Annotated in this window: 24 protein-coding genes and 1 other RNA gene; 13 read left to right on the plus strand and 12 right to left on the minus strand. The window is 61.8% G+C overall.

Going from position 1 to position 25,944, the window contains the following annotated elements; all coding sequences use genetic code 11:
* Positions 1 to 151: 151 nt before the first annotated feature.
* The 6 genes from ccoG (at position 152) to hemN (ending at position 7,091) form a co-directional block, all read left to right on the plus strand.
* Positions 152 to 1,567 (plus strand): cytochrome c oxidase accessory protein CcoG, encoded by a 1,416-nt coding sequence (gene ccoG, locus JN756_RS24015; RefSeq protein ID WP_017845256.1) that lies wholly within the window; start codon positions 152 to 154, stop codon positions 1,565 to 1,567.
* A 15-nt stretch (positions 1,568 to 1,582) separates the two neighbouring features.
* Positions 1,583 to 2,122 (plus strand): FixH family protein, encoded by a 540-nt coding sequence (locus JN756_RS24020; RefSeq protein WP_017845255.1) that lies wholly within the window; start codon positions 1,583 to 1,585, stop codon positions 2,120 to 2,122.
* A 115-nt stretch (positions 2,123 to 2,237) separates the two neighbouring features.
* The gene (locus JN756_RS24025) at positions 2,238 to 4,688 is read left to right on the plus strand and encodes a heavy metal translocating P-type ATPase (RefSeq protein WP_046382457.1); all 2,451 of its coding nucleotides are present in this window, start codon (positions 2,238 to 2,240) and stop codon (positions 4,686 to 4,688) included.
* Between the two features lie 22 nt (positions 4,689 to 4,710).
* Positions 4,711 to 4,929 (plus strand): cbb3-type cytochrome oxidase assembly protein CcoS, encoded by a 219-nt coding sequence (ccoS, locus tag JN756_RS24030; protein ID WP_046382456.1) that lies wholly within the window; start codon positions 4,711 to 4,713, stop codon positions 4,927 to 4,929.
* On the plus strand, positions 4,922 to 5,605 hold the full coding sequence (locus JN756_RS24035) for a sulfite exporter TauE/SafE family protein (RefSeq protein ID WP_046382455.1): 684 nt from the start codon (positions 4,922 to 4,924) through the stop codon (positions 5,603 to 5,605). The genes ccoS and JN756_RS24035 overlap by 8 nt, the downstream gene beginning before the upstream one ends.
* A 103-nt stretch (positions 5,606 to 5,708) precedes the next feature.
* Positions 5,709 to 7,091, plus strand: coding sequence for an oxygen-independent coproporphyrinogen III oxidase (hemN, locus tag JN756_RS24040; protein WP_017845251.1), 1,383 nt, complete (start codon positions 5,709 to 5,711; stop codon positions 7,089 to 7,091).
* Between the two features lie 5 nt (positions 7,092 to 7,096).
* Here the strand turns inward: hemN and JN756_RS24045 are convergent, their stop codons facing one another.
* Positions 7,097 to 7,594 (minus strand): hypothetical protein, encoded by a 498-nt coding sequence (locus JN756_RS24045; RefSeq protein ID WP_079444494.1) that lies wholly within the window; start codon positions 7,592 to 7,594, stop codon positions 7,097 to 7,099.
* Positions 7,595 to 7,749: 155 nt separating this feature from the next.
* On the opposite strand from JN756_RS24045, the gene fnr reads away from it, so the two are divergent.
* Entirely contained in the window at positions 7,750 to 8,484 is a 735-nt protein-coding gene (gene fnr / locus JN756_RS24050) for a fumarate/nitrate reduction transcriptional regulator Fnr (protein WP_017845249.1), read from the plus strand.
* 81 nt (positions 8,485 to 8,565) lie between these two features.
* Complete coding sequence (locus tag JN756_RS24055) at positions 8,566 to 9,114, plus strand: adenine phosphoribosyltransferase (protein ID WP_017845248.1); 549 nt, start codon at positions 8,566 to 8,568, stop codon at positions 9,112 to 9,114.
* Between the two features lie 70 nt (positions 9,115 to 9,184).
* Here the strand turns inward: JN756_RS24055 and recR are convergent, their stop codons facing one another.
* The 4 genes from recR to dnaX form a co-directional block, all read right to left on the minus strand.
* The gene (gene recR / locus JN756_RS24060; protein ID WP_017845247.1) at positions 9,185 to 9,787 is read right to left on the minus strand and encodes a recombination mediator RecR; all 603 of its coding nucleotides are present in this window, start codon (positions 9,785 to 9,787) and stop codon (positions 9,185 to 9,187) included.
* A 66-nt stretch (positions 9,788 to 9,853) separates the two neighbouring features.
* Positions 9,854 to 10,888, minus strand: a complete 1,035-nt coding sequence (curA, locus tag JN756_RS24065; RefSeq protein WP_046382453.1) for an NADPH-dependent curcumin/dihydrocurcumin reductase — start codon at positions 10,886 to 10,888, stop codon at positions 9,854 to 9,856.
* 170 nt (positions 10,889 to 11,058) lie between these two features.
* Positions 11,059 to 11,397: a YbaB/EbfC family nucleoid-associated protein gene (locus JN756_RS24070; protein WP_017527493.1), complete on the minus strand. Its 339-nt coding sequence runs from the start codon at positions 11,395 to 11,397 to the stop codon at positions 11,059 to 11,061.
* A gap of 43 nt (positions 11,398 to 11,440) precedes the next feature.
* The gene (gene dnaX / locus JN756_RS24075) at positions 11,441 to 13,495 is read right to left on the minus strand and encodes a DNA polymerase III subunit gamma/tau (protein ID WP_201021433.1); all 2,055 of its coding nucleotides are present in this window, start codon (positions 13,493 to 13,495) and stop codon (positions 11,441 to 11,443) included.
* Between the two features lie 133 nt (positions 13,496 to 13,628).
* Here dnaX and JN756_RS24080 point away from each other — a divergent pair, with 133 nt between their 5' ends.
* A complete protein-coding gene (locus JN756_RS24080; protein WP_057003822.1) occupies positions 13,629 to 14,390 on the plus strand; it encodes a substrate-binding periplasmic protein in 762 nt (253 codons plus the stop codon).
* A gap of 51 nt (positions 14,391 to 14,441) precedes the next feature.
* Positions 14,442 to 14,813, plus strand: a complete 372-nt coding sequence (locus JN756_RS24085; RefSeq protein WP_046382451.1) for a VOC family protein — start codon at positions 14,442 to 14,444, stop codon at positions 14,811 to 14,813.
* Here the strand turns inward: JN756_RS24085 and JN756_RS24090 are convergent.
* Positions 14,727 to 15,692, minus strand: coding sequence for a DMT family transporter (locus JN756_RS24090; protein ID WP_108524733.1), 966 nt, complete (start codon positions 15,690 to 15,692; stop codon positions 14,727 to 14,729). The two genes, JN756_RS24085 and JN756_RS24090, sit on opposite strands and share 87 nt — an antisense overlap.
* Before the next feature lie 102 nt (positions 15,693 to 15,794).
* Between JN756_RS24090 and JN756_RS24095 the strand changes: the two genes are divergently transcribed.
* Positions 15,795 to 16,664, plus strand: coding sequence for a LysR family transcriptional regulator (locus tag JN756_RS24095; protein WP_201021434.1), 870 nt, complete (start codon positions 15,795 to 15,797; stop codon positions 16,662 to 16,664).
* Between the two features lie 7 nt (positions 16,665 to 16,671).
* On the opposite strand, the gene JN756_RS24100 is transcribed toward JN756_RS24095, so the two are convergent.
* Entirely contained in the window at positions 16,672 to 17,262 is a 591-nt protein-coding gene (locus tag JN756_RS24100; RefSeq protein WP_057003818.1) for an SH3 domain-containing protein, read from the minus strand.
* Between the two features lies 1 nt (position 17,263).
* Positions 17,264 to 18,310: an N-acetylmuramidase family protein gene (locus JN756_RS24105; RefSeq protein WP_108524739.1), complete on the minus strand. Its 1,047-nt coding sequence runs from the start codon at positions 18,308 to 18,310 to the stop codon at positions 17,264 to 17,266.
* Positions 18,311 to 18,651: 341 nt separating this feature from the next.
* Between JN756_RS24105 and JN756_RS24110 the strand changes: the two genes are divergently transcribed.
* Positions 18,652 to 20,028 (plus strand): AAA family ATPase, encoded by a 1,377-nt coding sequence (locus JN756_RS24110; protein WP_267907257.1) that lies wholly within the window; start codon positions 18,652 to 18,654, stop codon positions 20,026 to 20,028.
* Entirely contained in the window at positions 20,025 to 20,750 is a 726-nt protein-coding gene (locus tag JN756_RS24115; RefSeq protein ID WP_234427216.1) for a retron system putative HNH endonuclease, read from the plus strand. Before JN756_RS24110 ends, JN756_RS24115 begins: the two co-directional genes overlap by 4 nt.
* A 300-nt stretch (positions 20,751 to 21,050) precedes the next feature.
* On the opposite strand, the gene ffs is transcribed toward JN756_RS24115, so the two are convergent.
* The 4 genes from ffs to zipA all read right to left on the minus strand — a co-directional run bounded on the left by ffs (position 21,051) and on the right by zipA (position 25,884).
* An RNA gene (ffs, locus tag JN756_RS24120) (signal recognition particle sRNA small type) lies at positions 21,051 to 21,147 on the minus strand.
* 133 nt (positions 21,148 to 21,280) lie between these two features.
* Positions 21,281 to 22,450, minus strand: a complete 1,170-nt coding sequence (locus JN756_RS24125) for a zinc-binding metallopeptidase family protein (protein WP_046382447.1) — start codon at positions 22,448 to 22,450, stop codon at positions 21,281 to 21,283.
* 117 nt (positions 22,451 to 22,567) lie between these two features.
* The gene (gene ligA / locus JN756_RS24130) at positions 22,568 to 24,934 is read right to left on the minus strand and encodes an NAD-dependent DNA ligase LigA (RefSeq protein ID WP_128192308.1); all 2,367 of its coding nucleotides are present in this window, start codon (positions 24,932 to 24,934) and stop codon (positions 22,568 to 22,570) included.
* An 86-nt stretch (positions 24,935 to 25,020) separates the two neighbouring features.
* Positions 25,021 to 25,884, minus strand: coding sequence for a cell division protein ZipA (zipA, locus tag JN756_RS24135; protein ID WP_017845234.1), 864 nt, complete (start codon positions 25,882 to 25,884; stop codon positions 25,021 to 25,023).
* Between the last annotated feature and the right edge of the window lie 60 nt (positions 25,885 to 25,944).

A 25,944-nucleotide genomic window follows, 5' to 3' on the forward strand; every position in this document is an offset into this window, starting at 1 on the left:
ACACCATCAATTGATTTCCCCCAACGCGACCAAAGGTCGCACCCTTTGCGCGTCATCGGGGGCGTATCATTACGCCACTGCAAGACCCTTCATTTGACCCCGACCGGCACGTACTGGCCGAGGCAAATCTCCACCGCCGTGGGATGCAATGATGAGCAAGCAAATACCGGTACAAGACGTTACTCCACCTGCCAAAAACTCCAACAACGGTGTCGACCTCTACGCGTCGCGAGAGAAAATCTACACCCGCGCCTTCACGGGCCTGTTCCGCAACCTGCGCATGCTTGGCGGCGCCGGTCTGTTCCTGCTCTACTTCGGCACGGTGTGGCTGAACTGGGGTGGTCACCAGGCCGTGTGGTGGGACCTGCCGGAACGTAAGTTCTTCATTTTCGGGGCGACCTTCTGGCCCCAGGACTTCATCCTCCTCTCGGGCATCCTGATCGTCGCGGCCTTTGGCCTGTTCTTCATCACGGTGTACGCCGGGCGCATCTGGTGCGGGTATACCTGCCCGCAAAGCGTGTGGACGTGGATCTTCATGTGGTGCGAAAAAGTCACCGAAGGCGACCGTAACCAGCGCATCAAGCTGGACAAGGCGCCGATGGGCGCCAACAAGTTCCTGCGCAAGTTCAGCAAACACACGCTGTGGCTGCTGATCGGTTTTGTCACCGGCATGACCTTCGTCGGTTATTTCTCGCCGATCCGCGAACTGGTGTTCGACTTCTTCACCGGCCAGGCTGATGGCTGGTCGTATTTCTGGGTCGGTTTCTTCACCCTCGCCACCTACGGCAACGCCGGCTGGCTGCGCGAGCAGGTGTGCATCTACATGTGCCCCTATGCACGCTTCCAAAGCGTGATGTTCGACAAAGACACCCTGATCGTCTCCTACGACCCACGTCGTGGCGAAGTGCGTGGCCCGCGTAAAAAAGGCGCCGACTACAAAGCCCAGGGCCTCGGCGATTGCATCGATTGCACAATGTGCGTGCAGGTGTGCCCGACCGGCATCGACATCCGCGATGGCCTGCAGATCGAATGCATCGGCTGCGCCGCGTGTATCGACGCCTGCGACAACATCATGGACAAGATGGATTACCCGCGCGGCCTGATCAGCTACACCACCGAGCACAACCTGTCGGGGCAGAAAACCCACAAGCTGCGTCCGCGCCTGATCGGCTATGCGCTGGTATTGCTGGCGATGATGAGCCTGTTGGCCACGGCATTTTTCATGCGTCCGCTGGTGGGTTTCGACGTCAGCAAAGACCGTGTGCTGTACCGCGAAAACGCTGAAGGACGGATCGAGAACGTCTACAGCCTGAAAATCATGAACAAAGACCAGCGCGACCACACGTATGTGCTTGATGCTGCCGGGCTGCCGGACCTCAAGCTGCAAGGCCGCCGCGAAATCAAGGTGGCTGCCGGCGACATCGTCAGCATGCCGGTCGAACTGTCGAGTGCGCCGGAGCAATTGCCGTCGAGCACCAACGAGGTGAAATTCATCCTCAAGGATGCCGATGACGCCAGCGTCCACATTGAAGCCAAGAGCCGATTCATCGGCCCACAAGTTCGTTAACGAGAGAGCTGAACAATGCCCGTAGCCACTGCCGCAAGCCCCTGGTACAAGCACCTCTGGCCCTGGATCATCATTGGTATCCTGGCCTGCTCGGTGACCTTGACCTTGTCCATGGTGACCATTGCAGTGAACAACCCGGACAATCTGGTCAACGACAACTACTACGAGGCCGGCAAAGGCATCAACCGCTCCCTGGACCGCGAACGCCTGGCCCAGACCCTGCAACTGCGCGCCAAGGTGCATCTGGATGAGCTGACCGGTGAAGTCGAACTGCACCTCACCGGCTACAGCAACCCGAGCACCCTGGAACTGAACCTGATTTCGCCGACTCAGCCCGAGAAGGACCGCAAGATCAACCTGGCCCGCAGCGACAGCGAACCCGGTCGCTACATCGGCCAGGTCACCGACAAGGTCGAAGGTCGGCGCTTCGTCGAACTGCTCGGCGTGGAAGGCGACAGGACCTGGCGCTTGTTCGAAGAAGAACAGGTCAACCACGACAAGGACTTGCTGCTCGGGGATGAACCGCTGCAGGGTGCTGAAGACCTGAAGAAGTAAACAGGCTGCGCTTCACGCATCGCGGGCAAGCCCGCTCCCACATGGACACCGCGATCCACTGTGGGAGCGGGCTTGCCCGCGATGAGGCCCTACCCGCCACCAAAGATCTAACGCCATGACCACCCCAACCCCCTGCTACCACTGCGCCCTGCCCGTTCCACCCGGTAGCCGCTTCACCGCCGTGATCCTCGGCGAGCGCCGCGAACTCTGCTGCCCGGGCTGCCAGGCCGTGGCCGAAGCGATCGTGGCGGGCGGGTTGGAAAGCTATTACCAGCACCGCAGCGAAGCCTCGGCCAACCCCGAGGCACTGCCGGTGCAATTGGTCGACGAACTGGCGCTGTACGACCGCGCCGATGTGCAAAAACCCTTCGTGCGCCACGATGGCGAACTGGCCGAAGCCACGCTGTTGATGGAAGGCATCAGTTGCGCGGCCTGTGGCTGGCTGATCGAAAAACACCTGCGCAGCCTGCCCGCCGTGGCCGAGGCGCGCCTGAACCTGTCCAACCATCGCCTGCAGGTACGCTGGGCCGACGGGCAACTGCCGCTGAGCCAACTGCTCAGTGAGCTGCGCCATATCGGTTACGCCGCCCACCCCTATCAGGCAGATCGCGCCGCCGAGCAATTGGCCGGCGAAAACCGTCTGGCCTTGCGCCAACTCGGCGTTGCCGGGTTGCTGTGGTTCCAGGCGATGATGGCGACCATGGCCACCTGGCCGGAATTCAATATCGACCTCAGCGCCGAACTGCACGTCATCCTGCGCTGGGTCGCGATGTTTCTGACCACGCCCATCGTGTTCTACAGCTGTGCGCCGTTTTTCAAGGGCGCCATGCGCGACCTGCGCACCCGCCACCTGACCATGGACGTGTCGGTATCCCTGGCCATTGGCGGGGCTTACCTGGCCGGCATCTGGACCGCGATCACCGGCGTCGGTGAACTGTATTTCGATGCGGTGGGCATGTTCGCGCTGTTCCTGCTGGCCGGCCGCTACCTGGAGCGGCGGGCCCGCGAACGCACGGCCGCCGCTACCGCGCAGTTGGTCAACCTGCTGCCTGCCTCATGCCTGCGTTTGAACGCTGAAGGCCAGAGCGAACGCATCCTGCTCCCCGAGCTGGCCCTGGGCGACCGCGTGCTGGTTCATCCCGGTGCCGTGCTGCCGGCGGACGGGGTGATTCTCGACGGCCAGTCGAGCATCGACGAATCCCTGCTCACCGGCGAATACCTGCCGCAACCGCGTCAAGTCGGCGATGCGGTAACGGCCGGCACCCTCAACGTCGAGGGTGCGCTGACCGTCGAAGTGCGCGCCCTGGGCCACGACACGCGCCTGTCCGCCATCGTGCGCCTGCTGGAGCGGGCCCAGGCCGAGAAACCGCACCTGGCGCAAATCGCCGATCGCGCCGCACAGTGGTTCCTGCTCGGCTCGCTGGTCGCCGCCGTGCTGATCGGCCTGTTGTGGTGGCAGTTGGACGCGTCGCGGGCGTTCTGGATCGTCCTGGCAATGCTGGTGGCGACCTGCCCGTGCGCGCTGTCGCTGGCCACGCCGACCGCCCTGACCGCCGCCACCGGCACCCTGCACAAACTCGGCCTGCTGCTGACCCGCGGCCATGTGCTGGAAGGCCTGAACCAGATCGACACGGTGATTTTCGACAAGACCGGCACCCTCACCGAAGGGCGCCTGGCGCTGCGTGCGATCCGCCCCCTGGGAGCGTTGAACAGCGACCAGTGCCTGGGCCTCGCCGCCGCCCTGGAAAATCGCTCAGAACACCCGATCGCCCGTGCCTTCGGGCGCGCGCCCCTGGCCGCCGACGAAGTGCTCAGTTCCCCCGGCCTCGGCCTGGAAGGCTGGGTGGGCGAACGTCAACTGCGCATCGGCCAACCGGGCTATGTGTGTGAACTCAGCGGCTGCCCGATCCCCGCCGCGCCGGATGAAGCCGGGCAATGGCTGCTGTTGGGCGACCGCGACGGCGCCCTCGCCTGGTTCGTCCTGGATGACCGCCTGCGCAGCGACGCCCCGGCCCTGCTGGCGGCCTGCAAGGCACGCGGTTGGCGCACGCTGCTGCTGTCGGGCGACAGTTCGCCGATGGTCGCCAGCGTCGCCGCTGAACTGGGCATCGACGAAGCCCACGGCGGTCTGCGCCCCGATGACAAGCTGCAAGTGCTGCAACAACTGCACAAGGAAGGGCGCAAAGTGCTGATGCTCGGCGATGGGGTGAACGATGTGCCGGTGCTGGCCGCCGCCGATATCAGCGTGGCCATGGGCTCGGCCACCGACCTGGCAAAAACCAGCGCCGACGCGGTGCTGCTGTCCAACCGCCTCGACGCCCTGGTGCAAGCGTTTACCTTGGCGCGGCGCACCCGTCGGGTGATCATGGAGAATCTGCTGTGGGCCGGACTGTACAATGGCCTTATGCTGCCGTTTGCCGCGCTCGGCTGGATCACGCCGATCTGGGCCGCGGTCGGCATGTCCCTCAGTTCGTTGACCGTGGTGCTCAACGCCCTGCGCCTGACTCGCCTGCCGAGCGCGCCGACCGCCAGCGCCCCCTCAGTAACCCGCCCGTTGCCGGCTTGAGCCGCGCGGGCATGGAGTGCAGATGCCAGCTTTATACGTGATGATTCCGGCGGCGCTGCTGATTGTGGCCATCGCCATCTACATCTTCTTCTGGGCGGTGGACAGCGGCCAGTACGACGACCTCGACGGCCCGGCCCACAGCGTGCTGTTCGACGATCAGGACCCAAACCACCTGGCCGCCGTCGACGAGGCCAACAGCCCCGAGCCCCCGACCGACCCGAAAGATCCACCCCATGCTTGATCTGGCGCCGCTGCTGGTCTCCGCGCTGATCCTTGGCCTGCTGGGGGGCGGCCATTGCCTGGGCATGTGCGGCGGCCTGATGGGTGCGCTGACCCTGGCGATCCCCAAGGAGCAACGCAGCCGCAGGTTCCGCCTGCTGCTCGCGTACAACCTGGGGCGCATCCTCAGCTACGCCACCGCCGGCCTGCTGATCGGCCTGGCCGGCTGGGCCGTGGCCAACAGCCCGGCGGCGATGTTCATGCGCGTGCTGGCCGGCCTGCTGCTGATCAGCATGGGCCTGTACCTGGCCGGCTGGTGGAGCGGCCTCACCCGCATCGAAAGCCTCGGTCGCGGCCTGTGGCGGCACATCCAGCCGGTTGCCAACCGTTTGCTGCCGGTGTCCAGCCTGCCCCGCGCCCTGCTGTTGGGCGCGCTGTGGGGCTGGTTGCCGTGCGGGTTGGTCTACAGCACCCTGCTGTGGGCCGCCAGCCAAGGCAATGCGCTGGACAGTGCGGTGCTGATGCTGGCGTTCGGCCTGGGTACCTGGCCAGTGCTGCTGGCGACCGGGCTGGCCGCCGAACGCGTCACGGCATTATTGCGCAAACGCAGTGTGCGTACCGCCGGCGGCGTGCTGGTGATTCTGTTCGGTATCTGGACCTTGCCCGGCCCCCATCAGCACTGGCTAATGGGCCACTAAAAGGCCATGTGGCATAGCGCCGCTCCCCGTTGACGCAAATCAAGATGCCATATCCGCCACGCCCCTAGACTCGGCCGACTAGTCTATCCGGGGGAACGCCCGCATGCTCGACGCCATTCGTTGGGACAGCAACCTGATTCATCGCTACGATTTGGCGGGGCCACGCTACACGTCCTACCCCACCGCAGTGCAATTCGACAGCCAGGTCGGCTCCTTCGACCTGCTCCACGCCCTGCGCGACAGCCGCAAGGCTGCACGCCCGTTGTCGCTGTATGTGCACGTGCCGTTCTGCGCCAACATCTGCTACTACTGCGCCTGCAACAAAGTCATCACCAAGGACCGCGGCCGCGCCCAGCCCTACCTGCAGCGCCTGGAACAAGAGATCCAACTGATCGCCTGCCACCTCGATCCGAAACAGACCGTGGAGCAGCTGCATTTCGGCGGTGGCACCCCGACTTTTCTCAGCCATGACGAACTGCGCCAGGTGATGGCCTGCCTGCGCAAGCATTTCAACCTGCTCGATGACGATTCCGGCGACTACAGCATCGAGATCGACCCGCGCGAAGCCGACTGGGCAACCATGGGCCTGCTGCGCGAGCTGGGCTTCAACCGCGTCAGTATCGGTCTGCAAGACCTCGACCCGGAAGTGCAACGGGCGGTCAATCGCCTGCAAAGCCTGGAAGAAACCCGCGCCGTGATCGATGCCGCGCGCACCTTGCAGTACCGCTCGATCAATATCGACCTGATCTACGGCCTGCCCAAACAAACCCCGATCAACTTCGCGCGCACCGTGGAAGAAGTGATCAAGTTGCAACCGGATCGCCTGTCGGTGTTCAACTACGCGCACTTGCCGGAACGCTTCATGCCTCAGCGGCGGATCAACGCCGATGACCTGCCGTCCCCGGCGGCAAAACTGCAGATGCTGCAAACCACCATCGAACAGTTGACCGACGCCGGCTACCGCTACATCGGCATGGACCACTTCGCGCTACCGGACGACGAATTGGCCATTGCCCAGGAAGAAGGCACCCTGCAACGCAACTTCCAGGGCTACACCACCCACGGCCATTGCGACCTGATCGGGCTCGGGGTGTCGGCCATCAGCCAGATCGGCGATCTGTATTGCCAGAACACCAGCGACCTCAATAGCTACCAGAACGCCCTGGCCGACGCGCAACTGGCGACCAACCGCGGCCTGGTCTGCACCACGGACGATCGGTTGCGGCGGGAAGTGATTCAGCAATTGATCTGTAATTTCAGCCTGACATTCGAGCAGATCGAACAGGCGTTCAATATCGATTTTCGCGGCTACTTCGACGAGATCTGGCCGCAACTCGAAACGATGGCCGACGACGGCCTGATCGAACTGGACGCACAAGGCATTCGCGTTCTACCGGCCGGGCGGCTGCTGGTGCGCTCGGTGTGCATGGTGTTCGATGCCTACCTGGAACATCAGAACCGGCAGCGCTTTTCGCGGGTGATCTGAAGGTTCTATGCCATCGCCAGGGAGGCCGCCTTCATGGCGTCTTCGCCGCTCAGGCCTTTCATGGCTTTGGCCAGCGAGGCTTGCGCGGTCACCAGGCTCGCCTGCAGTGCGCTGAGTGAGGCTTGCAGGTTGCTGGCCTTGACCCGCGCCTGGTCAGGCGTCAGGCTCGTGTCCGCCATCACTGCGGCCAGCTCGGCCTGTTTCTTGGCGATCTGCTCCTTGATCTGACGGATCATTTTCAGCGTCTGCTGAATGTTATCCGGCAGGCCACTCTCTTCGATATCGCTGTTGGCTTTCTTCGCGGTACCCGCCGCCTTCAACGCCGCTCCGGAAATAGTCACGGTCACGCCCTCGACCGCCTTGGCCGGACGCAGCGGCGCCGACGTGGCGTCCTCAAGTGCTTTGGCGGCCTTGGCTTCTTTAGCCTCCGCCACCAGGTCCTTGGGCTCGCGAACCGCCGGAACCGGCAGCTTGGCAGCAGAGTTTTCACCGATGGAAAGCATGATGTGAGCCTCCAGGCTCTAAGGGACACTGACTTGTATCGGCATCGATACAATAATCTTTATCCCGGCATCGGTTTTTCGTCCATGCTGGCCTCTTCTACCCACAGTGCGTTACCCTTATGTCTTATGTGTGTTTTCCCACAAGGATTTAAGAAATGTCCGAGCCCGTTAAGCTGCGCGCTAACAGCCAGGCCCATTGCAAGGATTGCAGCCTGGCCCCCCTCTGCTTACCACTTTCATTGAATCTGGAAGACATGGATGCGCTGGACGAAATCGTTAAACGTGGACGCCCACTGAAAAAAGGCGAGTTTCTATATCGCCAGGGCGACAAGTTCGATTCTGTCTATGCAGTACGTTCGGGTGCATTGAAGACCTTCAGCCTGAGCGACAGTGGCGAAGAGCAGATCACCGGCTTCCACCTGCCGAGCGAGCTGGTCGGGTTGTCGGGGATGGACACCGAGATTCATCCGGTGTCGGCTCAGGCACTGGAGACCACATCGGTGTGCGAAATTCCTTTCGAACGCCTGGACGAACTGGCCCTGCAACTGCCGCAGCTGCGCCGCCAACTGATGCGTGTCATGAGCCGCGAGATCCGGGACGACCAGCAAATGATGCTGCTGTTGTCGAAGAAAACCGCCGACGAGCGCATCGCCACCTTCCTGGTCAACCTGTCGGCGCGGTTCCGTGCCCGTGGTTTCTCGGCCAACCAGTTCCGCCTGAGCATGTCGCGCAATGAAATCGGCAATTACCTGGGCCTGGCGGTGGAAACCGTGTCCCGGGTATTTACCCGTTTCCAGCAGAACGAACTGCTTGCCGCCGAAGGCAAGGAAGTACACATCCTCGACCCGATCCAGCTGTGTGCGTTGGCGGGCGGCTCCCTGGAGGGCTGATCCAGACACTTGCGGCCGCGCCAATCGGCCAGGCCGCAAGGTATACTTCGAGTCCGTTTTTCGCCCCTGGACTCTGCGACGATGACCTTCGATTCGTTCGACATCAAATCCCTGATCCGCCCTGTCATCGACTTCCCCAAGCCTGGGGTGATCTTTCGTGACATCACGCCACTGTTCCAGTCGCCCAAGGCCCTGCGCCTGGTGGCCGACACCTTCGTCCACCGCTACGTCGAAGCCGATTTCAGCCATATCGGTGCGATGGATGCCCGGGGTTTCCTGATCGGCTCGATCATCGCCTACCAATTGAACAAACCGCTGATCCTGTTCCGCAAACAGGGCAAGCTGCCGGCCGACGTGTTGGCCGAGGGTTACCAGACCGAATACGGCGAAGCCTTCCTCGAAGTGCATGCCGACAGCCTGTGTGAAGGCGACTCGGTGCTGATCTTCGATGACCTGATCGCCACCGGCGGCACGCTGATCGCCGCAGCAAACCTGGTGCGGCGCATGGGCGCGAAGGTGTTCGAAGCGGCGGCGATTATCGACCTGCCGGAACTGGGTGGCACACAACGCCTGGAAGATATGGAGATTCCGACGTTTTGCCTGACGCAATTTGCGCTGAGCGAGCGTTGAGGATTATCACCGACACCACACAACCCATGTGGGAGCAAGCCCCCTCCCACACCTTGACCTGCCGCGTGGCTTAAAGCGCGATGGGTTTGCGACCGGCAAACGAATGCGCCAGGGTGCCGCCGTCCACCAACTCCAGCTCGCCACCCAGCGGCACACCGTGGGCGATCCGCGAGGTGACCAGGCCTTTGTTGCTCAGCAGTTGGGCGATGTAATGCGCGGTCGCTTCACCCTCCACGGTCGGGTTGGTGGCCAGGATCACTTCAGTAAACGTGCCCTGCGCTTCGATCCGCGCCACCAATTGCGGAATGCCGATGGCTTCCGGGCCCAGGCCGTCCAACGGCGACAGATGGCCTTTGAGCACGAAATAGCGCCCGCGATAACCGGTCTGTTCCACCGCGTACACGTCCATCGGCCCTTCCACCACGCATAACAGCGTGTCATCGCGACGCGGGTCGGCGCATTGCGGGCAGAGTTCTTCCTCGGTGAGGGTGCGGCACTGGCGACAGTGACCAACGCCCTCCATGGCCTGGCTCAAGGCCTGGGCCAACCGGGTGCCGCCGCTGCGATCACGCTCCAGCAGTTGCAGCGCCATGCGCTGGGCGGTTTTCTGGCCGACACCGGGCAAAGTGCGCAGGGCGTCGATCAGTTGGCGAATCAGGGGGCTGAAGCTCATGGGCGAAGGGTCCGACAAAACAACGAGACGCGGTTTATACCCGCGCCCCGGATTAGCGTCAAATGCTCAATCCTGCGCGACGCGCACCACCAACTTGCCGAAGTTGCGTCCTTCGAGCAAACCGATAAAGGCTTGAGGCGCGTGTTCCAGGCCGTCGACCATGTCTTCGCGGAACTTGATCTTGCCGTCGCGTACCCACGGCGCCATGGCGCTGAGGAATTCCGGCTGGCGATCGCCGTAGTCATCGAACACGATAAAGCCCTGGATACGCACGCGCTTGGTCAGCAAGGTGCGTTGCAGCGCCGGCAGTCGATCAGGGCCGCTGGGCGCTTCATGGGCGTTATAGCCGGCGATCAGCCCGCATAGCGGGATCCGCGCCTTGGGGTTGAGCAGCGGCAGCACGGCATCGAACACCTTGCCGCCGACGTTTTCAAAGTAAATATCCACGCCCTTGAAACAGGCGAGGGCCAATTCATCGGCGAAGTTCTCGCTTTTGTGATCGATGCAGGCATCAAAGCCCAGCTCATCCACCACGTAACGGCACTTGTCGGCCCCGCCCGCGACACCCACCACGCGCAGGCCCTTGAGCTTGGCCACCTGGCCCACCACCGAGCCCACCGCACCGGACGCGGCCGCCACCACCAGGGTTTCGCCGGCCTTGGGCTGGCCGATGTCCATCAGGCCCATGTAGGCGGTCATGCCCGGCATGCCCAGCACGCCCAACGCCATCGACGGGCTGGCCAGACCGTTGGGCACCGGCATCAGGTTGCGACCGTCGCTAATGCTGTGGCTTTGCCAGCCGGTGGAGCCGACCACCAGGTCGCCCGCTTCAAATTTCGGGTTGCGCGACTGCTCGATACGGCTGACAGCGCCACCCGTCATCACTTCGTCGATTTCCACCGGAGCGGCGTAGGACGGAGCATCACTCATGCGCCCGCGCATGTAGGGGTCGAGGGACAGGTACAGCGTCTTCAACAGAACTTGGCCGTCTGCCAGTTCCGGCAGGGTCACACGTTCGAGGCGGAAGTTTTCCGCGGTTGGCGCGCCGTGAGGGCGCGAGACCAGGACAATGCGCTGGTTAAGCATCGGTTCTTGAGGCATCGGGGGGCTCCGTTATCGAGGGTCGAATTCAATGGCATCAAGTGCAGACACTGGCCAAGGCACCGAGGTTCGACAAAGTTACCCTTGCGTAGCCGCTACGCAGGGGAAAACAGCCAAAAAAAAATGCCAGGCGCGATGCCTGGCATTCCAGTCTAGCTAAGGCTGGCCGATCAGAACGGCAGTTTCATGCCCGGTGGCAGTTGCATGCCAGCGGTCACGCCGGACATTTTGTCCTGGCTGTTGGCTTCGATCTTGCGCACTGCGTCATTGACGGCCGCGGCGAACAGATCTTCCAGCACTTCACGGTCGTCATCGCTGACGCCTTCGAGCAGGCTCGGGTCGATGCTCACGCGCTTGATGTCGTGACGACCGGTCATCACCACGCTGACCATATCGCCACCGGCTTTACCGGTGACTTCGGCGTTGGCCAGCTCTTCCTGCATCTTGGCCATCTTTTCCTGCATCTGCTGTGCCTGCTTCATCAGGCCGGCCATGCCACCTTTCATCATGGGAATCACCTCAAAAGTACGTGGATCAATAAGTAGCCCGGTGTCATGACGCCTGGGGCACCGGGGCTTCGACAGGTTCAATAGTATCGTGACGGACGACCGCGCCGAACTGTTGCATCAATTGTTGGATGAGCGGGTCACCGTGGATCGACTCCTCGGCCTCGCGCTGGCGATTGAGGCGTCGGCGGGTTGCGGCCTGGGCCGGGGTTTCCTGCTCGGGCTTGATCAACTCGATGGTGATGCTCAGCGTGCGCTCATGATACTGGTTGAGGGCATCGTTGAGCCGGCGCTGCTGGGTCGCGTTGAACAAGGCGCTGTGGGCCGGGTCCAGGTGCAGCAACCAGTGGTCGCCCTCGATGGCGATCAGGGTGCAGTTGGCGGCGATGCTGCCGGTCATGCCGGAAATCGGCAGCTTCGGGAACAGCTCCAGCCATTGCAGGGCCAGGCCGGTGGCCGGCGCGGCAGCGGGTTCCGCTTCGGGCTCGGGGGCCGGCTCGGCGGTGTGTTCGCTGGCCAGTTCGTCGAGGTAGCTGTAGGCCGAATCGATGTCCGGCTCGATGTAGTCTTCGTCCAGCGGCGGTTCGTCGTCCAGGTCGATGCCGGGCGTTGCGGCGTCCACCTGGGCGACGGTCGGCTCGGGGACGGGCGCACTGACCCATTCCGGCGCATCCGGTACCACGCTGTCCGGCATTGGCGTAGGCATCGGCGTCAGCTCGGGCTGCTCGCCGGCGGTTTCCAGCACGGGCTCCACGGCGGGCTGCAGCTCGACCTCGGGTTCAGCCTCTGCCGGGGCATTCCAGGGCAGGTCGACCACCGGGGCCGGTTCGGGCTCGACAACCGGCACCGGCGCGATCACCGGTGCGACAACCACCGGCTCAGGCACCGGCGCAACCGGCGCAGGCGCAGCAACCGCTGGCGCGACCACCGCCGCGCCAGCCACTGAGTTGGCGGAATCAACTGTGGCCTGGCTGATCCCCACTGGCTTTAGCGGCTGTCTCGGCGCGTCCGTCGCGTCGGCGGGGCGGAAGGCCAGCATGCGCAGCAGGACCATTTCGAAGCCGCCACGCGGGTCTGGTGCGAGGGGCAAGTCGCGGCGACCGATCAGGCCCATCTGGTAGTAGAACTGCACGTCTTCGGCGGGCAACGCCTGGGCCAGGGCCAACACGCGGTCGCGGTCGCCGTGGCCGTTGTCGACGCCTTCGGGCAGGGCCTGGGCGATGGCGACGCGGTGCAGCACGTTGAGGATTTCCGAGAGCACACCGTTCCAGTCCGGGCCTTGTTCCGACAAGTGGCGCACGGCTTCGAGCAACGCCTTGGCGTCGCCTTCGATCAGCGCGTGCAGCACGTCGAACACCTGGCCGTGGTCGAGGGTGCCGAGCATGGCACGCACATCGGCGGCCATGACCTTGCCTTCACCAAAGGCGATGGCCTGGTCGGTGAGGCTCATGGCGTCACGCATCGAACCATCGGCGGCACGGCCGAGCAGCCACAGCGCGTCGTCTTCGAACGGTACGTTTTCGACACCCAGCACGTGGGTCAAGTGCTCGACCACGCGCTCCGGGGTCATGTTTTTCAGGGAGAACTGCAGGCACCGCGACAAAATCGTTGCAGGGAGTTTCTGCGGGTCGGTGGTCGCCAGGATGAATTTGACGTAGGGCGGCGGCTCTTCCAGGGTTTTCAACAATGCGTTGAACGAATGACTGGAAAGCATGTGGACTTCGTCGATCAGGTAGACCTTGAAGCGGCCACGGCTCGGCGCGTACTGCACGTTATCGAGCAGCTCGCGGGTATCTTCAACCTTGGTGCGGCTCGCGGCGTCGATCTCGATCAGGTCGACGAAACGCCCTTCGTCGATCTCGCGGCATACCGAGCAGGTGCCGCAGGGCGTCGAGGTGATGCCCGTCTCACAGTTCAGGCACTTGGCAATGATTCGGGCAATGGTAGTCTTGCCGACACCGCGAGTACCGGTAAACAGGTAGGCGTGGTGCAGCCGTTGGCTGTCCAAGGCATTGATCAGAGCCTTGAGCACATGGGTCTGGCCGACCATTTCGCGGAACGAGCGCGGGCGCCATTTACGTGCAAGAACCTGATAACTCATCGAAAACCGTCGCAACTGAGAAGCGGAAGCCGGTAATGCTAGCGGAGCAAGGGGGAAATTGCATCCGGCACGCTTGCCTTATCTGCCTAAGATTGCCTGAGCGGCCCCGAAAAGGCCTGAACCCGGAGAGTGTATGCGCGTAGTCCTGGGCGCCTTATGGATGCTCACCACCGCCAGCCTTGCGGCGCCCGCACCGTTGCGTTTCTCGGTTTCCGACAGTTGGGCGATGCCTATGGTGCAAGTGGAGGACGGCCAGCCCACCCAGGGTATTTTGTATGACCTGATGTCGAGCCTGGCCACCCAGGTCGGCCGCCCGGCCGAGTTCCACGTACTGGCGCGGGCGCGCATTGCCGCGGCCATGGCCCATGGCGACATCGATGTGCGCTGTTATGTCGCCCAGGCCTGGCTCGACAACCTGTCTGGCGACTACCTCTGGAGCCTGCCGTTGCTGGTCCAGCGCAACGTATTGGTCAGCGTCCGCAACCAGCCGGTGCAATTGGCCCGGCTGGCGCCGCAGTCGATCGGAACGGTGCTCAATTATCGCTACCCCACGCTCGACCCATTGTTCGCCAAAGGCCAACTGAGGCGCGACGACGCCCGCAGCGAAGAACAAGTCCTGCACAAACTGGTGGCCGGGCGCTTCAAGTATGCGGTGAGCAATGAATGGATCGTCGACCGCTTCAACCAGCACCTGCCGATGGAACAGCGACTGCACAAAGTCGCCGTCATCGAGGAGCAAAGCCTGGGCTGCGCCGTGCGCAACGACCCGGACCTGCCGGTGCAACAAATCCTGCGCACCCTGCTGCGGATGAAGATGTCAGGCGAAATCGACGACATCATCCAGCTGTACACCGGCGAAAACGCCGTGCCCCTGCACGCTCCTGACAAGAACTGACAGCGCCGCCTTTTAGACTGGGCTCAACCACCCCGTCCTCAAGGAGCCTCCATGAACGCCGTCGCCCAATACTTCCTGCTGTATGTCGACAGCCCCGCCACCAGCGCCAACTTCTACAGCCGCCTGCTGGACAAGCCACCGGTTGAATTGAACCCGACCTTCGCCCTGTTCATTCTCGATAATGGCGTCAAGCTCGGCCTGTGGTCGCGCCACAGCGTAGAGCCGGCCACCCAGGTCACGGGCGGTGGCGGCGAATTGGGTTTCCCCCTGCCCGACAACGCCGCCGTGGATGCCCTGCATGCCCAATGGCTGGCGCGGGGCGCCACGATCATCCAGTCACCGACCGCCCTGGACTTTGGCTACACCTTTGTCGCCCAGGACCTCGACGGTCATCGGTTGCGCGCGTTCTGCATGAGCAACTGAGCCGCGCCGCCAACGGCCTTCGAGGCTGATGGCCGCCACACTGGCGAGCACGATCATCGCGCCGAGCATCACCTGCCCGGCGACGTGCTCGCCCAGCAATATCGCCGCCATCGCCATGGCCACCGGCGGAATCAAGTACATCGCCACCGATGCACGGCTGACCTCGACATGCTTCAACACATAAGCCCAGGCCAGGTACGCCAAGGCACTCGGGAAAATGCCCAGCACCAGCACCGCCAGGTTTTCCGGCCAGGGCGTCTGCGCCACGGCGGCGGGCAGGCCTGGCAGGTTCACGCAGAGCATCAAGGTGCCCGACCACACCATGTAGCACGCCAGGGTCAGCGGGCTGTAGCGGTGGGCACAGTGTTTCTGGATGGCGAAATACACGCTCCATGACACCGCCGCCAGCAGGATCAACAGGCCACGCGGGTCGATGTCGCCCACGCCCTGCTCACCCCAGATCACCACCAGCACGCCAAGCAACCCCAGTAACACACAGCTCCAGCGCCAGACACTGACCCGCTCCCTCAAGCCAAAAAACGCGATCAGCACACTGAACAGCGGCGCCGACTGCGCCAATACACTGGACGCCGCCGCCGTGACCCATTGCTGCCCATAGTTGAGGCAAGTGTGATGCAGGAACACCCCGAAAAAACCCAGCACCAGCAACCACGGCACATCTCGCAGGCGCGGCCGACCGATATCCAGCACCAACGCGACGCCGCCCATAAACACCGAGGCAATCAAAAACCGCAGCAACGCCAGTTGACCCGGACTGTAGCTGCGCAGCCCCATGTGTACGCCAATCGGCGAATAGGCCCAGCAGAGGATCACGCTGGCGATGACTAGCGTAAGCTTTAGGCGTGACGGGGAATTCATCAACGGCATCCAGAAACAGAGAAGGAATGCCGCCAGTCTTGGCCGGGTCACGCCGTAGGACAATTAAGCGTTTCTGACTTCTGAAATCAGTGGAACTGAGCAATGGAAATGGCCCAACTGAAGATGGTGCGAGCCGTGGCGCAAACCGGCAGCGTGGCTCAGGCCGCGGCGCAATTGCATTGCGTGCCGTCGAACATCACCACGCGCATCAAACAGCTGGAAAACGAATTGGGCACGCCACTGTTCATCCGTGCCGGACGCGGGCTGGCGATCAGCGCCGCCGGTGAAATCTTCCTCGATTACTGCGAGCGCATCCTGGCCCTGGTGGACGAATCCAAACGCGCGGTGGACGCCAACGCTATCCCGCGGGGCACCTTGCGGATCGGCGCAGTGGAGTCCAGCGCCAGCGGCCGCCTGCCACCGCTGCTGGCGGAATACCATCGACGCTACCCCGACGTCAGCCTCGAACTGGTGACCGGCGCCTGGGGCCAACTGCTCGACGACCTGCAACACCACCGCCTGGACGTGGCGCTGGTGGCCGCCGGCAACAAACGCTCCAAGCTCGAACACAGCGTGGTCTACAGCGAACGCCTGGTGCTGATCGCCAGCGCCTGCAGCGCACCGATCAAGCGTGCCGAGGACCTGGCAGGGCGTACCCTGCTCGTCTGGCCGCCCGGCTGCCCTTATCGCGCCGCCTTGGAAAACTGGGTCAAGCCCCATGACTTCAAGCCGACCATCGCCAGCTATGCCAGTTGGGGCACGATCATCGGCTGCGTCAGCGCGGGGATCGGCGTGGCGCTGGCGCCGGAGGGCATTCTGGCGCGCTATGAGCAGGCCAATCAGCTGGCGTCATACCGGTTCGAAGAACTGGCGGCCGTGGATAACCTGCTGTTCTGGCACAAAGACACCCAGCGACATCTGGCCCGGGATGCATTCGCCGGGCTGCTGCGCGAAACCTTCGGCCAACCCTGAGCGAACATCAGCTTTTCGGGGCAGCCAATCGCGCGTACTGATCCTGGCTGATCCAGCCGATGAACGACCGATCCTGAGCATTGACGAACTCGACCTGGGCCCAGCCGTCCTTGAACGCCAGCACGCCGACCACATCCCCTTTGACGATATACGCACGCTTGGCCGCCTTGGCGCCCGGGGTCCTCAGCAAGTAGGCCTTGTCGGCGGACACGGTCACCAGGCCGATCCATGGCTTGTTGGCAGTCTGGCTCAGGTCCAGGCCGGTGGCGATTTCCGGCATCAACACACTGATGCAACCGGGATGCTGACGACCCTGTTCGACGGTCAGGGTCACGCCGTCGGACGAAGGCGCCACGCTGCCGGGGTAGGCATCGTCAAGCCAGGTGGTCAACGCGTCGGGCTGGCCCTGCAGGTAGAATGCGCAACCACGGGTCACGCCCTCGCCCAGTTCTTCGGCGTAGAAACCTTCGACCTGATGCTCGGGCGTCACCGCCAGCATCAACCCTTCGTACTTGCCCGAATGCAACACAGCGGAACCGGCGAATACCGGCGCCACGGCACACCACGACAACACACCCATCGCGAGATAACGGATCATCTTATTTTTTCCTCTCAAGTGCGTCGTAGGCTTTTTTCATGAGGTCATCATAGTTGCCGTAGTCCTCGCCGTTATAGTTACGGGCCATGGCGGTAAAGTCTTTGGCTTTCATGGCTTTCATCAATGCCGGGCTGTGGCTGCACAAGGCGAGGAAAGCCTTTAGTTGATTACCGGCATTAACTTTTAATGCGGCAACGAACTCAAATACGCTTGTGTAACCGCATGCCGCGAAATTGAACCCCATGATCTGAAACATGCCCCATGACGCCGACATCAAGGCAGCTTCCTGATTCAGCGCAAATGCGGTGGCCATGGTTTCCCAGGCCTTGATCTGATCCTTGTTATTGACCTGCCACTGCGGCCCGGCCTTTCTGACGTAGGGGTACGACAGCAACGGGTGCGCCTGGTCGTAGATACGCTTGGTGTACTTGCGAAACTGGTGCCCCTCAAAGGCGATCACCGGCAACTTGGCCGGGCCGAACCCGGAACGCCCACCCGATTCCACTGTGGCGAAGGCCCTGATGATATTGACGGAAATACCATTGCCCAGCTGCGTAGCGGCGTTCTGGAAGTCGCTATCGCTCAGGGTCATGCCCCCGTCGCACGTGGCCTGAAGTATCAACTGCCGATTGCGCCGCTCGGCCTCGACCATCGCGCGCATGCGGTCCAGGTACACATTGACCGTGGCCTGCACCGCATCGCCGCTGTTGCTGCCGAACACATTGAGAAAGCTCGGGATACGCATCGTCGGGAAGGCCTTTACCGGCACCTTCACCGCTTCCTCGATCAGGCTGTTGAACGTGCGGCCGGTGGGGTCGATCACGCCATCGGGATGGGCGTACTTGAGATGACGGAACTGATACTGGCTGATGCACTGCACCAATTGGCCGTCGCACTTGCCGTTTTCAGCCAACGGAAACCCCATCTTGGGGATGATCAAATTGAATAAATACTGAATGCACTGAACATCGGCGGGCAAGTTACGGGCTTTACCGGGCGCGCCAACTGAAGCACTGATAAGACGGGGTAACCCTTGCAGGCTTTTCATCACAGACATCCTTGTTAGTTAAAGAAGTGATAGCACTTCAATATCAAATCAGCACCATTGTCATACTCTGAAACAAGTGGCCGGCGGAAACTAACAAGGTGCTTTGAGGTTGTCCAGCAGGGCTTTTAAAAGGTGTGAATTGGCTGTCGAACGATGGATAGCGGTTGGAATTATCTTCCGCCGATTATCTACCACCCTCAGGAACGCCCAGGATGCGAGGGAGTCATCCCCGCCAGCTTTACATAGCGCTTTCGTCATTTCTCTTTAGTATGCTGTACCCCCCCGGAATGCAGAGGGATAGATCCTATGCCTGGCCAGAGAATGAAATCGGAGAAACGACTGTGAGGCTCGACAAACTGCGCGTGCAGAATTACCGCTGCTTTGGAGAGTTCGAGATCGACTTCGACCCTCATCTGACCATATTGATTGCTTCCAACGGAGGCGGTAAAACCACCATTCTGGATGCTGCGCGAGTTGCTCTATGGCCTTTTGTAAAGGGTTTTGACCTCGGTAGCCAGACCGGAAAATCCGCGACAATTCAAATCGACGACGTGCGCCTTGCACACCTTGCCAGCGGCAACATGGAGCCTCAAATTGCCAGCGTCATCGAGGCCTGGGGTCCGTGGGGACCAGACGAACTTGAAAACAATTGGTTGCAGCAGCGCACAAGCTTGAAGAAGTCGACCAATACCCTTGGCGACACAGGCTCGAAAGCACTGACTGGATACAGCAAGTCTCTTCAGGAAAAAGTACGTCGCGATGAGCCCGTCGTGTTGCCGCTGATAACTTACTTAGGGACGTCCCGACTCTGGTTCGAGGGCCGTTTCACCTCCGCAGCGGCTCAAACTACTCTCGACAAAACTGAGTACTCTAGAACCTCAGGCTATCTGAATTGCCTCTCCTACTCTTCGAGCTTCAAAACTTTCACAGCATGGTATGGCTGGATCTATCGCAGCTATCGGGAAGCACAGGTGATCGCCCTCGAGCGCAACGCAGAGCTGTCCGACCTAGGCATTCGCTTCGGACAGATCATCAGGTCCGTAAAAGAAGCCATTGACCGATTGATACAAGGCCCGACCGGCTGGCACAGCCTGGAATACAGTGAGAGCCATCAACAGCAACTGATCATGCATCACCCGGAACAAGGCATATTACCTGTAGAGATGCTGAGCGATGGACTGCGCAACGCCATTGCCATGGTTGCTGACCTTGCCTTTCGGGCCTGCAAGCTCAATCCGCACTTAGGGGACCAGGCCCCCTCACAAACGCCCGGTATCGCCTTGATCGACGAAGTGGATATGTTTCTCCACCCTCACTGGCAACAGACAATCCTAGGGTCATTACGAGCCGCTTTCCCAGCCATGCAATTCATTGTGACCACTCATAGCCCACAAGTATTGAGTACTGTGCGGCGCGAAAACATTCGAGTGATTGGCAAGGATGTGCATGGCAACTTGATCGCCTCTCCTCCACTGGCAATGACCTACGGTGAACCCAGCAGCAGTGTTTTACATAGCGTCATGCAGGTAGATCCGCAGCCACCCGTTATTGAAAAGCCCGAGTTGTTGCAACTCACCGAATGGGTGGACAAGGGGCGCTATGACGAGCAACCCGCAGTTGAATTGATGGAACGGCTGACAGCAGCACTGAGTGAACAGCATCCCCAACTGCAACGCCTACAGCGCAGCATCAAGCGGCAGCGGGCGCTTAAAAGATGAGGGCTATTCACAAGCGAGGCAACGGCCCTTATCAATTGAACAACTCACATGCAAATCCCCCCATCACAGCCAAAGCGGCGACGAGTCGCTGGGCGGGGTTCGGCTCTAAACAGCAAGTGCTTGGTTACCTGTTAGAGGAGCAATATGGCCTGTGTTGCTACAGTGAGATTCGACCCGATCTGATCGGACTAGGGTTGCATATAGAGCACGTCGAAAACAAAAGTCAGAATCCCCAACGCACATTCGATTACAGCAACCTGGCCGCCTCATCCTTGGATAGCGAGACCGATCTGCACACGTTCAAAGGCCAGGCGTCAGAGGTATTTGGCGGACATGCGCTTGGAAAATCGAGCGCAGTCGATATCAATCGCTTTGTGTCCTGTCATCAATCCGATTGCAGCCGCTTCTTCGCGTACCTGTCCGATGGGCGCATAGTGGCCGCTGACGGACTGTCCGCACAAGAGAAGGACCGAGCCAAATACACCATTGACCTGCTCAATCTGAATAGCCCCTTTCTTCAGGAGTTGCGGTATCAGTGGTGGAGCGAATTGGAAGCGCTTTTCAACGAACATATTGATCAGGATATGAGCCTGCACTGCCTTGCAGGCATTGACCTTGCACCGAGAGGAACACAACTGAGCCCGTTCTTCAGCATCACACGAAACTTTTTTGGCAACATTGCTGAAGAGGTGCTGGAACAGGAAGCTCCTGATTTGAAGTAATCGAGGCCAGTAACTCAGTCAACGACTCCGGCATCAGTAGAACGCGATAAAACTCCACCTCCCTGTATCTTCCCTCATCGTCAGTACGCAACGATTGCCGGGGTGATCCACTTTTGACTCAGGCACTCCCAGCCCTGTCGTTGAAGCGAAGCCCGATATTGGATAGTTTCCCGTTAGCACATTTTGAAAATAGTGAAGTGTCCGTCACGCACTGCGCAATAAAACCTGGCAGATGACGAATCAAAGTTTTTGATTGGAAGCAGAAGGAGGTTACTACAAGGAGGAGCGTTATGGAGGCAACCCCACCAGCCACACCCCGGCACACAATGTTCCCGCTGTGGCTGCTGCCTTCCGGCTCTGACCAGGTTCACGGGTAATCGTTGCGGGGGGACCGATGGGGTCACCATAACGACGCTGGCCTCTCGGCAAGCCGCGCCATTGTACCGATCTGATCGGAAGTTACAACCGTTAGTGCGGGATTAAAAAATGAAGAGGTTCAAGCACTTGCCCTAACCGCCCGGATCTCTCCTTCATGCCTGTGCCTGCAGGGCCTCATCCGCCCTGCCGCCCTCTTCCTGGATGACCAGGTGAATGAAGTGCAGCTTGGCGATCACTGCCGGTGGCAGTACGAAGGGGTAGAAATCCGGCTGGCCCATGGCGCGGGACAGTTCGTTGAGCATGCCGGCCAGTTCGATCCAGGCGTTGACGAATGACAGGAACGCCGCGCCGCCGGGGTGTTCGGGGTCGTAGAGGGTGGTGCGGGGGAACGGCTGGTAATCCAGGTCCATTTCGCGGGCGCTCATGCCGAAGCCCAGAGCGGTGTCGACGGCGTCCATCATGTGCAGGTAATGCGCCCAGGTTTCGGCCCAGTCTTCCCAGGGGTGCATGGTGGCGTAGGCGCTGACGCAGGTGTGGTGCCAATCCGCGCGCGGGCCGTTCTGGTAGTGCTGGTCGAGGGCGTCGGCGTAACTGGCGCGTTCGTCGCCGAACAGGTGGCGAAACGCTGGAAGCCAGTGGCTGTTGGCGATCAGCCGATCCCAATAGTAATGGCCGACTTCATGGCGAAAGTGGCCGAGCAAGGTGCGGTACGGTTCGCGCATCTGCACGCGGATTTTTTCGCGGTGGGCGTCGTCGGCTTCCTTGATGTCGAGGGTGATCAGGCCGTTGGCATGGCCGGTGGTCGGCGCATTGCCTTCCAGGTCGATGCCAACGAAGTCGAAGGCCAGGCCGTTGTCTTCGTCGACGCTTTTGGGCACGACCTGCAAACCCAGGCTGATCAGTTGCGCCACCAGCCGGCGCTTGGCGGTCTCGACCTTGCCCCAGCGCTCGGGGTTTTCTGCGATCGACAGGTCGGGAATGGTGCGATTCAGGCTGCACGCCACGCACAGCGCGGCGGTGCTGTGGGCGGGAATCAGCCAGTTGCAGGCGGCCGGGCTGTCGAGGTTGGCGCAGCGGCGGAAAGCGCCGGCGTCGGGGTTGTCGTCCAGCAGCCAAGTGTCGACGACCGGGCCCGCGTGCAATGAAGACAGGCGGCTTTGTTGCGGTGGGTAGCCGAGCAGCGCCGAGCAGGCCAGGCATTGGCTGTTGCGAAAGAACAGCGACTGGCCACACCGGCACTGCCAGACCTTGCTGTTGCGCGAGGATTCGGCCATGAACGGTGCGGCGATGCGCGAACTGAGTTGCTCGAAGAAGCGGTACATGGCGATCTCTCCCGGGGTGACGAAGACTAGATCATTTCGCGCCCGGGATCGTTCCACTTTCTTCGAAGGGCCGCTTCGCAGCCCAGCGGGAGCAAGCGCCCGCGCCACAAGAAGTTGTCAGACAGTGATGTTGTGCCGAGCCAGAAAGTCCACGAAGGCGTCTTCGTCCAGAACCTTCAGGCCCAGTTCGCTGGCCTTGGCCAACTTCGAACCGGCACCCGGCCCGGCCACCACGCAATAGGTTTTCGCCGACACCGAACCGGCCACCTTGGCGCCGAGGCTTTCGAGCTTGTCCTTGGCCACGTCGCGGCTCATCCGCTCCAGCGAGCCGGTCAGCACCCAGGTGTGCCCCGCCTCCGGCAAACCTTCGATCACTTTTTTCGCGCTCTGCCAGTGCATGCCGAATTCCTCGAGTTGCTGCTCGATGGCCAGGGCACGCTGGGCGTGGTCGGGGTTATCGAAGAACTCGCGCACGGCCTTGGCCTGCTTCTCGGGCAGCGCCTGGCGCATATCGAGCCAGTCGGCCTTGATCACGCCTTCGAGGGAGCCGAACTTGTCCGCCAGTTTCTGCGCGGCGCCGGGGCCGACGCTGGGCACGTTGAGTTTGTCGAGCAAACCGCCGAGGGTGGTGCTGGCGGCGAACTCCGCGCTCAGGTCGCCTTGGTCCTGCAGTTGCAGGCCGCACTTGTCCGGCGCCAACAGCGCGCCGATCACGTCCTGGTTGTGGCGGTCTTCAAAGAAGCTGTGGATCTCGTGCGCCACTTCCAGGCCCACGTCCGGCAGGTACGTCAGCACTTCCGGCAAAGCGCGCTGCACGCGCTCCAGGGACGCCAGGGAGCGCGCCAGCACCTTGGCGGTCTCCTCGCCCACGTCGGGAATGCCCAGGGCGTAGATGAAACGTGCCAGGGTCGGCGTCTTGCTGTGTTCGATGGCGCTGATCAGCTTCTTGCTGGAGACATCGGCGAAGCCTTCCAGGTCGATGATCTGTTCGTACTTGAGCATGTACAGATCCGCCGGCGAGGCGATGAGTTTTTCGTCGACCAATTGCTCGATGGTCTTGTCGCCCAGGCCGTCGATGTCCATCGCCCGGCGCGAGACGAAATGGATAATCGCCTGCTTGAGCTGCGCCCCGCAGGCCAGGCGACCGACGCAGCGGTACACCGCGCCTTCGCTGACGGTTTCCTTGCCCTTGCTGCGCTTGACCAGTTGCGTGCGCTCGACGTGGGAGCCGCACACCGGGCAGCTTTCCGGAATATGCACCGCGCGGGCGTGTGCCGGGCGGCGCTCGGTGACCACCGAGACGACCTGCGGGATCACGTCCCCGGCGCGGCGGATGATCACAGTGTCGCCGATCATCAGGCCCAGGCGCGCCACTTCATCCATGTTGTGCAGGGTGGCGTTGGACACGGTCACACCCGCGACCTTGACCGGTTTCAGACGCGCCACCGGGGTGACGGCGCCGGTGCGGCCGACCTGGAATTCCACGTCGAGCAGCTCGGTCAGCTCTTCCATGGCCGGGAATTTGTGCGCGATCGCCCACCGCGGCTCACGAGCGCGGAAACCCAGTTCGCGCTGGGAGGCAATGCTGTTGACCTTGAACACCACGCCGTCGATTTCATAGGGCAGGTTACTACGCCGCTCGCCGATATCGCGGTAGTAGTCCAGGCATTCCTGGATGCCCTTGGCCAGTTTCAGCTCATGACTGATCGGCATGCCCCACTTCTGCAACTGCTGCAAATTGCCGATGTGGGTGTCGCTGATATCCGCCGTCACCTGGCCAATGCCGTAGCAGCAGAACTCCAGCGGGCGGCTGGCGGTGATTTTCGAATCCAGCTGGCGCAGGCTGCCGGCGGCGGCGTTGCGCGGGTTGGCGAAGGTCTTGCCGCCGACTTCCAGCTGCGAGGCGTTCAGGCGCTCGAAACCGGCCTTGGACATGAACACCTCGCCGCGCACTTCCAGGGTCGCCGGCCAACCACTGCCGTGCAGCTTCAACGGGATATTGCGCACGGTACGCACATTCACGCTGATGTCTTCGCCGGTGGTGCCGTCGCCCCGGGTGGCGCCGCGCACCAGTTCGCCGTTCAGATACAGCAGGCTGACCGCCAGGCCATCCAACTTCGGCTCGCAGCTGTATTCCACCGCAGCACCGCCGCCAAACAGGTCGCCGGCCGGCAGGTCGAGGCCTTCGGTCACCCGGCGATCGAACTCGAGCATGGTGGTTTCATCAAAGGCGTTGCCCAGGCTGAGCATCGGAATCTCATGCTTGACCTGGGTGAACGCCGACAACGCCGCACCGCCGACCCGCTGCGTCGGCGAATCACGCGTGACCAGCTCCGGATGCTCGGCCTCCAGGGCCTTGAGTTCCTGGAACAAGCGATCGTACTCGGCGTCCGGGATGCTCGGCTCGTCGAGGACGTAATAACGGTAGTCGTGCTGATCCAGTTCAGCGCGCAATTCGAGGATGCGGGTGTGGGCGGCGGTCATGGGTGTTCTCTCATAAAGCAAAAGAGCAGCCGAAGCTGCTCAAATGTTGGTGCGCTTATTCTATCGACAACGCTTGAGGCCAAACCTCAGCGTTTCTGTGTCAGGGCGCGACGCTCGAACTCGACGATGCGCTGACGGTAGTGTTCGATGGTCTGGGCGGTCAGGACGCTGCGCTGATCGTCCTTCAGTTCGCCGTTGAGCTCCTGGGACAGCTTGCGCGCTGCGGCAACCATCACGTCGAAGGCCTGTTTCGGATGACGCGGACCCGGCAGGCCGAGGAAGAAGCTCACCGCCGGGGTGCTGAACAGGTCGATGTCGTCCAGGTCGAAGGTGCCCGGCTTGACCGCGTTGGCCATCGAGAACAGCACTTCGCCATTACCGGCCATGCTTTCGTGGCGGTGGAAGATATCCATCTCGCCAAAGCGCAGGCCGCTTTCCAGGATGTTCTGCAACAGTGCCGGGCCCTTGAAGCCAGCGGCGTCGCGGCAGATCACGCTGATCACCAGGACTTCTTCGGCGGCCGGCTGATCGTTCACCGACTGGCGCGGCGCACTCTTGGCCGGGCTCTCGTCAGGGAAATCGTCATCGCGGCTGCTGAAGCTCGGGCCGTCGTCCACGCCCAGGTTCAGGTCGCCCTGATGCGGCTCGGCGGCGGCGGCACTGCCACGTTTGCCACGCTTGGAAGACGGCTCGCGGGCTTCGCGCACAGGGGCGCTCATGGACGGCAAGTCATGTTCGTCCAGTTGCGGTTCCTTGTGGGTATCCAGCACACGGGGCGGCCCCAGCAGCTCGGCGCTGCCGTCGTCGTCGGGCAAGTTGGACAGGTTGCGGTCCAGACGGAACTTGAGCTTGCCCTTGCCGCCGCGCATACGGCGCCAGCCATCAAAAAGAATACCGGCAATGACAATAATGCCGATGACGATCAGCCACTCGCGCAGACCGATTTCCATGTAATCCCGTGCCTCTAATAAAAAATGCTGAAAAATAAGGGGTTTAGCACCGTGCAAACC

Source organism: Pseudomonas sp. Y39-6, assembly GCF_023651955.1.
In the GTDB taxonomy this organism is placed as follows: domain Bacteria; phylum Pseudomonadota; class Gammaproteobacteria; order Pseudomonadales; family Pseudomonadaceae; genus Aquipseudomonas; species Aquipseudomonas veronii.